The organism is Agromyces sp. NPDC055658 (genome assembly GCF_053618155.1).
Map to the genome: position 1 here is coordinate 1 of NZ_JBSHHD010000061.1, position 8,748 is coordinate 8,748.

Consider the following 8,748-nt stretch of genomic DNA (forward strand, 5'->3'; position numbering starts at 1 on the left):
CGGTGGAAGCAGGGCGAGTATGCGCTGCCCGTGCCGGACAGCCTGCTCACGGCCGCCCCGGACACCCCCTTCTCGCCCGGTCAGCCCGACCCGACGCGATGGCTCGTCGACCTCAGAACGACGCGGGGATGACTCCGGTGTCGGTCTGGTACGCGGTCACCGGCGCGTGCGGGATCTCGTCCCATCGGGCCGGGTCCTCCTGCTGCACCTCGCCGGTCGCCATGCCCGTCAGCAGCTCCCGCAGCGCGAGCACGTTCTGCTGGATCGACTTGCCGCGCGCCTTCTGGCCGAGGCTGCCGTCGGAGGTGTTGCCGCTCGTCTCGAAGAAGATCGCCGGGTTGCTGTGCCCCTCGGGGTTCAGCCCGTCGTGGTTCAGCCCGAGCATCATCGCCGAGACCACGCCGCCCTTGATGTCGATCTCGACACCGCGTCCGACGTCGTAGCGGTCGATGTTGATGTACCCGTACTTCGAGAGCTCGTCGAAGACGTGCACCTGCATCTGACGGGTGAGCACGTCGTAGGCGCCGCCCTGGATGCCGGGCAGCGTGGGCCCGCCGGGTGCGAGCGAGACGCCGAGCGACAGGGTGACCTCGTCGCCGTCGCCGCGCTCGGTCTTGAGTCCCTGGTGGTGGACGTCGACGGCGAAGGCCGGGTCGACCATCGTCCAGTACTCGTAATAGGCCTCCGACTCGGCGGCCTCGAACTTGCCGACGCCCCAGTCGCGGTTGAGGTCGATCCGCTTGTTCGTGCCGTCCTGCAGCACCGTGTGGCGGATGTTCAGCTCCGATCCGTCGGGGTTGTACATCGGGATGACGTGGAACGTGTACGCGTCGCGCAGCAGTTCCCACTGGGGCGAGCCGTTGGTGCCGAGCTCCTTGAGCACCGCGAGCAGCGACTCGGTGCCGTAGGGCTCGTTGCCGTGGATGCGGCCCTGCAGCCACACGTTCTCGGGGCCGTCGCCGACGGTCGCGACGTAGAGGACGCGCCCCGTCTCGGAGGTGTTCACCGCGGTGCCGGCCTCGGCCAGGGTGAAGGCGTCGAGCCCGAAGCGCGAGGTGGCCTCGAGCTTCTCGAGCTCGGCGACGAGGTCGGCGTAGTCGACGATGCTCGAGATGTTGGTGTTGCCCTCGGGCGACGGGAAGTTCGCGTCGGCGAGGGCGGGTGCGCCGGCCGTGAGCGGGGCGGCGAGTGCGAGGGCGGCTGCTGCGGCGAGCGCGACCCCCCTCGGGCGACGGTGCTGAGTCTTCGGGTCGTTGGTCATGTGCTTCTCCTCGTCGAGATGGCATGGCGCGAATGCGACACGAATCCGAGGATGGATCCGTCACGACCGTCCCCCCAGACGTATGGGCAGCCTACGGAGGGGACGTGGCACGGCTCAAGAGCCGGGCGTCCAGATTGTTCAACGATTCCGGCCCGTTCGTCCCCCGCGCTCAGCGGTACTCGGGGTTCTCGTCGTACGGGTCGACCTCGAACCCGTAGTGGTCGCCCCCGTCCCACTCCGAGCGCAGGTTGCCGCCGACCGGGAACCCGCCGGCGTCCTTCAGCAGCCGCGCGAGGTGCAGCAGGTTGTAGGTCATGAACGTGGTGTTGCGGTTCGTGAAGTCATTCTCGGGGCCGCCCGACCCGGGGTCGAGGTAGCTCGGGCCGGGCCCGGCCTCGCCGATCCAGCCCGCGTCGGCGCCCGGCGGGATCGCGTAGCCCACGTGCTGCAGGCTGTAGAGGATGTCCATCGCGCAGTGCTTGATGCCGTCTTCGTTGCCGGTGATGACCGCCCCGCCGACCTTGCCGTAGTACACGTACTGGCCGCGATCGTTGAAGAGCCCGCTCATCGAGTAGATGCGCTCGATGAACTTCTTCGTGATCGACGAGTTGTCGCCGAGCCAGATCGGCCCGCCCACCACGAGGATGTCGGCGGCGTCGACGAGCGGCCAGACCTCGTCGGGCCACGCGTCGGTCGCCCAGCCGTGCTCGCGCATGTCGGGGTAGACCCCGGTCGCGACATCCAGGTCGACGAATCGCAGGGCGTCGACGCGCACGCCGTGCTCGCGCATGAGCGCGATGCTCGCGTCCATGAGCCCCTGGGTGTTGCTCACCTCGGGACTTCGCTTGAGCGTGCAGTTCACGAAGAGGGCTCGCAGGTCGCTGAAATCCGGCAGCTCGGCCATGCGCGAGATGGTACTCGGGCGCGGCGGGTGCCGACAGGGGGCGGATGCCTCGTGGCGACGCCGCCCGCCTCGACGGCGCCGCCCGAACGGTTCAGTGCCGCGCGAGCAGCTCCTCCTGCGTCGGCCGCTCGTCGGCGCCGCTGCGCCGCGGCCAGAGCGAGACGGCCCGCTCGGCCATGGCGGTGATCGTGAGGGAGGGGTTCACGCCCGGGTTCGCGGGCACCGCGGCGCCGTCGACGACGTGCAGCCCCGGGTAGCCCCAGACCCGGTGGTACCGGTCGACGACCCCCTGGTCTGGCGAGCCCGACACGACGGCTCCGCCCAGGAAGTGCGCCGTCAGCGGGATGCCGAACACCTCGGGCCAGGAGCCGCGCGCCTCGGCGTGCACACCGCTCGCCGACGCGACCCGCGCCGCGATGGCCTGTGCGGCGAGATGCGCGCCGGGCAGGTGGCTCGGGTTGGGCTCGCCCTCGCCCTGGGCGCTCGTGAGCACCCGTCGCCCGAAGCGTCGCCGCAGCGACAGGGTGAGCGAGTTGTCGGCGGTCTGCATGACGAGGGCGATGATGCCGCGTTCGCTCCACCGGCGCAGCGAGCCGAGCCGCAGCGCGGTGACGGGATGCCGGAGCATCCCGCCGACGAGCGAGCCGAGTCGGGCGAGGAGCGATCGGTCACCCGGAACGAGCCCGGTCGCGAGCATGCCCATGAGATTCGAGCCGGGTCCGTAGCGCACGTTCTCGACATGGGTGCGCTCGTCGACGTGGAACGACGTCGTGATGGCGACGCCGCGGGCGAGCTCGAGTTCCTCCGGCACCGCGATCGCGACGGCGCCGTCGAGCGCCTCGGAGTTCGTGCGCGTGAGCCGGCCCAGCGCATCGGGGAGTGCGGGCAGGGCGCCCGAGTCCTTCATCCGGTGCAGCAGCTGCTGCGTGCCCCAGGTGCCGGCCGCGAACACGACCTGCTCGGCGCTGACCGTGCGACGGTCGCGGGCGAGCCACGCTCCGCTGCGCACGGTCGTCACCTCGTAGCCGCCGCCCGCGCGCGGCCGCACCTCGACGACCGTGCGGAGCGGCTCGATCGTCGCCCCGAGCCGCTCGGCGAGCGCGAGGTAGTTCTTCGCGAGGGTGTTCTTCGCGCCGACCCGGCAGCCGACCATGCAGTTGCCGCACAGCGTGCAGCCCGTGCGGTCGGGGCCGTCGCCGCCGAAGAACGGATCGGGCACCGTCTCGCCGGGCGCGCCGAAGAACACCCCGACGGGTGCCCGGCGGAAGGTGTCGCCGACGCCGAGGTCGTTCGCCGCCCCCTCCATGATCCGCTCGACGGGGCCCGAGTGCGGGTACTGCTCGACGACGCCGAGCATGCGCTTCGCGGTGGCGTAGTGGGGGGCGAGCTCGTCGTGCCAGTCGCCGAGGGCCGCCCACTGCGGATCGGCGAAGAACGCCGGGCCGGGCTCGTAGAGCGTGTTCGCGTAGTTGAGCGATCCGCCGCCGACGCCCGCACCGGCGAGGATCATGACGTGGGGCAGCCGGTGGATGCGCTGCACCCCGAAGCATCCGATCGCGGGCGCCCAGAGGTAGCGGCGAACGTTCCACGAGGTCTTCGCGAAGTCGGTGTCGGCGAAGCGGCGTCCTGCTTCGTAGACGTGCACGCGATAGCCCTTCGCCGAGAGGCGCAGCGCCGCGACCGAGCCGCCGAAGCCCGATCCGATGACGACGACGTCGTGGTCGAAGGCGGTCATGCGGAGGCCTCGGGCGCATCGTCCGACGGTACGAGCACCGTGAGCGCGCCGGGCACCACCCGGATGCGCGCGCGGCCGGTTCCGACCCGCTCGCCGTCGGCGTAGACGACGAGCCCGGGGGCGTCGACGTCGACGGTCGCGACGCGCGAGGTCGTCACCTCGGGCCGGTCGACGTGCACGCCGCGCAGCAGCAGCGGGAACAGGCGCACGAGCTTCGCCCGGCCGAGCGGTCCGACGTGGGTGACGTCGAGCAGGCCGTCGGCCGGGTCGGCGTCGGGGCACACGGGCATGCCCCCGCCGTAGCTGCGCGTGCTGCCGACGGCGATGAGCGTGCCGGGCGCCGGTCGTGGCGCGGCGCCGTCGAGGCCGAGCTCGAAGGCGGTCGGCCGCAGGCGGGCGAGCTCGATGAGCAGGGCGAGGTAGTACCTCGCGCGACCGCGCGGCCAGCGCAACCGATTGGTGCGTTCGGCGACGTGCGCGTCGAAGCCGATCGCCGCGACCGTGAGGAACCGGCGGATGCCCGCCGTCGACTCGATCTCGCCGACGTCGATCGTGCGCGGACGGCCGTGCACGGCGAGTTCGGCGGCGTCGGCCGCCGCGTCGGATGCCTCGAAGGGCAGCCCGAGCGCGCGGGCGAGATCGTTGCCGGTGCCGGCCGGCACGAGCGCGATCGGCACGCCCGAGCCCACGACCGCGTCGAGCACCGACGAGAGCGTGCCGTCGCCGCCGACGATGACGAGCGCCCGGGGGCGGCTCGCCACCGCCTCGTGCGCGAGCCGGCGGGTGTCGTCGACCGAGCGGCCTCGGTGCACTCGGACCTCCGTGGCGAGCTGTTCGAGGCGCTCGACGGCCCGAGCGGCGGCATCGGCCCCTCGGCCCCGGCCGGAGGTCGGGTTCACGAGCACCGAGATGTGGTCGGCCACGTCAGGCGATCCCGGTCGACGGGCGGGCGGCGGATGCGGCATCCGTCGACGCACGCTCGACGAGCGCCCCGGGGTTCATGATGCCGGCGGGGTCGAGCTCCGCCTTCACCGCCCGCAGGATGCGCATTCCGACTGCGCCGACCTCGCGTTCGAGCCACGGCGCGTGATCGCGACCCACGCCGTGATGATGGCTGATCGTGCCGCCGCCGGCCATGATCGCATCGTTGACCGCGGCCTTCACGGGCTGCCAGGCCGCGAGCTGGTCGCCCTTCAGGCCCGCGATGATCGTGAAGTAGAGCGCGGCGCCCGTCGGGTAGACGTGCGAGACGTGGCAGAGCACGAGCGACTTCGCGCCGGCGGCGGTGAAGCCGTCGGTGATGGCGGCGGTGACCTCGCGCTTCAGCCGCGCGAGGTTCGACCAGGTCGTCGCCGTCTCGAGGGTCTCGCAGAAGACGCCGTGGTCGAGCAGCGCGTCGCGCAGGTACGGGGCGTTGAAGCGCCCGTGCACCCATTCCTCCGCCGCATCCGGGCCGGTCGACGTACCGCCGGCCCCGCGCAGCACCGTCGCCGTGCGCGCCCGTCGTTCGGCGGCGAGCTCGGCATCGCCCTCGAAGACGGTGACCGCGCTCGCGCCCTTCGCGAGCGCCTTGCCGATGCGTCCCACCTGGGCGAGCGCGATCCCCGTCTCGGCCTCGTCGGAGAGCCGGATGACGGTGGGGCCGGTGCCGAGCTGCGCGACCCGGCGCAGGGCGTCGACGCCGGTCGCGAAGTCGGGGAAGGTCCACGCCTCGGCGAGTCGCACCGCGGGCACCGGGTGCACGCGCAGCCGCACCTCGGTGATGACGCCGAACGCGCCCTCGGAGCCCAGGAAGAGTCGCAGCAGGTCGGGTCCGGCGGCCGATCCGGGCGCGCGGCCGAGCTCGAGCTCGCCGGTCGGGGTCGCGACGCGGAGCCCCGTCACCATCGTGTCGAAGCGGCCGTTGCCGGCGGAGTTCTGGCCCGACGATCGGGCGGCGGCGAAGCCGCCGAGCGTCGCGTACCTGAAGCTCTGCGGGAAGTGGCCCAGCTCGAAGCCCCTCGCGCCCAGCAACGCCTCGGCCTCGGGACCGGTCGTGCCGGCGAGGAGCACCGCTTCGCCGCTCGTCTCGTCGAGGGAGACGAGCCCGGTCAGGCGCCGCAGGTCGAGGGCGACGACCGCACGGTGCGCGCCGCGTTCTGGGTCGAGGCCCCCGACGACGCTCGTGCCGCCGCCGAAGGGCACGACGGCGATGCCGCGCTCGCCCGCGACGTTCAGCACGGCGGCGACCTGCGCGTGATCGGTGGGGGCGACGACCGCGTCGGGCGTGTCCTGGTGTCGTGCGCGGCGGCGCAGCAGGTCTGGCGTCGAGCGTCCGCCCGAGTGCCGGATGCGCGCCTCGTCGTCGATCGAGACGTGCCGGTCGCCGACCACGGCCGCGAGCACGGCCCGGTCGTCGTCGCCGAGCCGCGTCGGGGCGATCTCGACGTCGGCCAGCGCCGTCGCCGGTTCGGGCCTCTGCACCCGCCCGAGCACCATCGGCAGGAGGGCCCGCACCGCGAGCGGCAGCTCCTTCGCCTTGGCAGGATCGCCCCACCCGTTCCACCGCATCGGGGCGGATGCCGCGTCGGATCCCACAGCGTCGGCCCCTTGGCCGTTCCACCGCATCGGGGCGGATGCCGCGTCGGGGGCTGCGGCGAGGGTGCTGTCGTCGTCATCGACCATGCGTTACAGTGTGACACATCATGGAAGATCGTCAAGCACTCGAGCTCGACCGTCCCGTGTGGGACGAGGCCGAGTCGCGCATGCTCGACGCCGCCGCCGAACTGATCTCCGCACGCGGCGTCGGCGGGGTCACCGTCGCCGAGGTCGCGCGCAACGCCGGCGTCAGCCGGCCGACGGTCTACCGGCGCTGGGCGAGCGCCGACGAGATCGTCCGCGCGACCCTGCTCCGCGCGACCGTGACGCTCATCGAGCGGTTCCCCGAGCCCGCGACGTCCCGTGACGAGATCGTGCGCGACGTGCTCCGCTTCGCCGAGCTGTTCCGCGCCGACCCGCTGTACGGCCGCCTCCTCGAGCGCGAGCCCGAGGTGTTCACCCGGTACACGCTGCAGCGCCTCGGCCAGAGCCAGCGCGTGATCCTGCGGTGGATCGCCGAGTCGATCGCCCTCGCCCAGCAGGCCGGCACCGTGCGCCCGGGGGCCCCCGGCGACATCGCGGTCATGCTGCTGCTCATCGCCCAGTCGGCGATCCTCTCGCACGACACCGTCTCCGCCCTCATCGACGAGCCGCATTGGAGCAACGAACTTTGGCACGCACTCGACGGACATCTGCGTCCCTGACCTCCTCCCCCGACGCGGCGCCGACGCACTCCTCAGCACTCGATGCCGCACGACGCGCCCGCGACCTCTCGGCGCTCGCCGACCGCGCCGCACCGGTCGACGTGCTCGTCATCGGCGGCGGGGTCACCGGTGCGGGCGTCGCACTCGACGCCGCCAGCCGCGGCCTCTCCGTCGTGCTCGCAGAGGCGCACGACCTCGCGTTCGGCACGAGCCGGTGGAGCTCGAAGCTCGTCCACGGCGGACTGCGCTACCTCGCGACGGGCGACGTCGCCGTCGCTCGTGAGAGCGCCGTCGAACGCCACGTGCTCATGACGCGCGTCGCCCCGCACCTCATGCGGAGCCTCCCCCAGCTGCTGCCGTTCACCCCGTCGGTCTCGTCGAGGCAGCGGATGACGGGACGCGTCGGGCTCGGCCTCGGCGACGGCCTGCGCATGCTCGCGCACACGCCCGCGAGCGTGCTGGCGCACCCGCGTCGCATCGATCGCGACGAGGCGCTGCGACTCGCGCCGGCGTTGCGACGCGAGGGTCTGCGGGGCGGCATGCTCTCGCACGACGGACAGCTCGTCGACGACGCCCGGCTCGTCGTCGCACTCGCGCGCACCTCGGCCGCGTACGGCGCGACGGTGCTGACGCGGGTGCGGGTCTCGGATGCCGCGGCCGACGGGGCGACGCTCGTCGACGCGGTGACGGGCGAGTCGGTGCGGGTGCGTGCCCGGGCCGTCGTCAACGCCGCGGGCGTCTGGGCGGGAGAGCTCGACCCCGGCATCCGCATGCGGCCGAGCCGCGGCACGCACCTCGTGCTCGATGCGGCCGCGCTCGGCGACCCCACGGCGGCGCTCACCGTGCCGCACCCCGGGTCGGTCAGCCGATTCGTGTTCGCGCTGCCGCAGCAGCTGGGTCGGGTCGTCGTCGGCCTCACCGATGAGGAGGCGCCGGGACCGATCCCCGACGTGCCGCAGCCGCATGACGACGAGATCGACTTCCTGCTGCGCACGCTCTCGTCCGCGCTCGAGCGCCCGCTCGGCCGGGACGACGTGCTCGGCGCCTTCGCGGGGCTGCGCCCGCTCATCGACACCGGAGCCGACGGCGGCACCGCCGACATCTCGCGCCGTCACCACGTGGCCGTGTCGGGCACGGGACTCGTGAACGTGCTCGGCGGCAAGCTCACGACCTACCGGGCGATGGCGCGCGACGCGGTCGACCTCGCCTGCCGGCACGCCGGCCTCGTCGACCCCGGTTGCCGCACCGCGGGGCTCGCGCTCGTCGGTGCGCGCGGATCGGCGGCGCCGTTCGCGAGCCCGGCCGACGGCGGGGGCTCATCGGCGAGCGGTCACGAACTCCCGGCATCGCTCACGGCCCGCTTCGGCGCCGAGGCCTTCACCGTGCTCGCCATGGCCCGTTGCGACCGACCCGCCGACCGCATCGCACCGGGCCTCGACGTCACCCGCGCGGAGATCGAGTTCGCCGTGCGCGCCGAGGGCGCTCTCGACGTCGACGACGTGCTCGACCGCCGCACCCGCATCGGCCTCGTCGCCGCCGACCGCGACCGCGCGCACGACGCGGTCGC

General features: G+C 73.1%; 7 protein-coding genes. 2 read left to right on the forward strand and 5 right to left on the reverse strand.

What is annotated here, in order from left to right; genetic code table 11:
- Window positions 1–112: 112 nt before the first annotated feature.
- The 5 genes from ACWGPE_RS18065 to ACWGPE_RS18085 all read right to left on the reverse strand — a co-directional run bounded on the left by ACWGPE_RS18065 (window position 113) and on the right by ACWGPE_RS18085 (window position 6,564).
- Entirely contained in the window at window positions 113–1,261 is a 1,149-nt protein-coding gene (locus ACWGPE_RS18065) for a M14 family zinc carboxypeptidase (protein WP_452049203.1), read from the reverse strand.
- 169 nt (window positions 1,262–1,430) lie between these two features.
- On the reverse strand, window positions 1,431–2,165 hold the full coding sequence (locus ACWGPE_RS18070) for a flavodoxin family protein (RefSeq protein WP_231429682.1): 735 nt from the start codon (window positions 2,163–2,165) through the stop codon (window positions 1,431–1,433).
- A 91-nt stretch (window positions 2,166–2,256) separates the two neighbouring features.
- Window positions 2,257–3,900, reverse strand: coding sequence for a GMC oxidoreductase (locus tag ACWGPE_RS18075; protein ID WP_452049204.1), 1,644 nt, complete (start codon window positions 3,898–3,900; stop codon window positions 2,257–2,259).
- On the reverse strand, window positions 3,897–4,823 hold the full coding sequence (locus tag ACWGPE_RS18080; protein ID WP_231429680.1) for a diacylglycerol kinase: 927 nt from the start codon (window positions 4,821–4,823) through the stop codon (window positions 3,897–3,899). Before ACWGPE_RS18080 ends, ACWGPE_RS18075 begins: the two co-directional genes overlap by 4 nt.
- A 1-nt stretch (window position 4,824) precedes the next feature.
- Window positions 4,825–6,564, reverse strand: coding sequence for an FAD-binding oxidoreductase (locus ACWGPE_RS18085; protein WP_452049205.1), 1,740 nt, complete (start codon window positions 6,562–6,564; stop codon window positions 4,825–4,827).
- A gap of 20 nt (window positions 6,565–6,584) precedes the next feature.
- On the opposite strand from ACWGPE_RS18085, the gene ACWGPE_RS18090 reads away from it, so the two are divergent.
- Together ACWGPE_RS18090 and ACWGPE_RS18095 are read left to right on the forward strand one after the other, a co-directional pair.
- On the forward strand, window positions 6,585–7,181 hold the full coding sequence (locus tag ACWGPE_RS18090) for a TetR/AcrR family transcriptional regulator (RefSeq protein ID WP_231429678.1): 597 nt from the start codon (window positions 6,585–6,587) through the stop codon (window positions 7,179–7,181).
- A partial coding sequence (locus ACWGPE_RS18095) for a glycerol-3-phosphate dehydrogenase/oxidase (RefSeq protein WP_452049206.1) occupies window positions 7,148–8,748 on the forward strand: 1,601 nt, incomplete at its 3' end. The genes ACWGPE_RS18090 and ACWGPE_RS18095, both read left to right, overlap by 34 nt.

Coding starts and splice junctions, on each gene's coding strand:
- ACWGPE_RS18070 (WP_231429682.1), bottom strand. CDS start 2,165: ATGGCCGAGCTGCCGGATTTCAGCGACCTGCGAGCCCTCTTCGTGAAC.
- ACWGPE_RS18090 (WP_231429678.1), top strand. CDS start 6,585: ATGGAAGATCGTCAAGCACTCGAGCTCGACCGTCCCGTGTGGGACGAG.
- ACWGPE_RS18085 (WP_452049205.1), bottom strand. CDS start 6,564: ATGGTCGATGACGACGACAGCACCCTCGCCGCAGCCCCCGACGCGGCA.
- ACWGPE_RS18065 (WP_452049203.1), bottom strand. CDS start 1,261: ATGACCAACGACCCGAAGACTCAGCACCGTCGCCCGAGGGGGGTCGCG.
- ACWGPE_RS18075 (WP_452049204.1), bottom strand. CDS start 3,900: ATGACCGCCTTCGACCACGACGTCGTCGTCATCGGATCGGGCTTCGGC.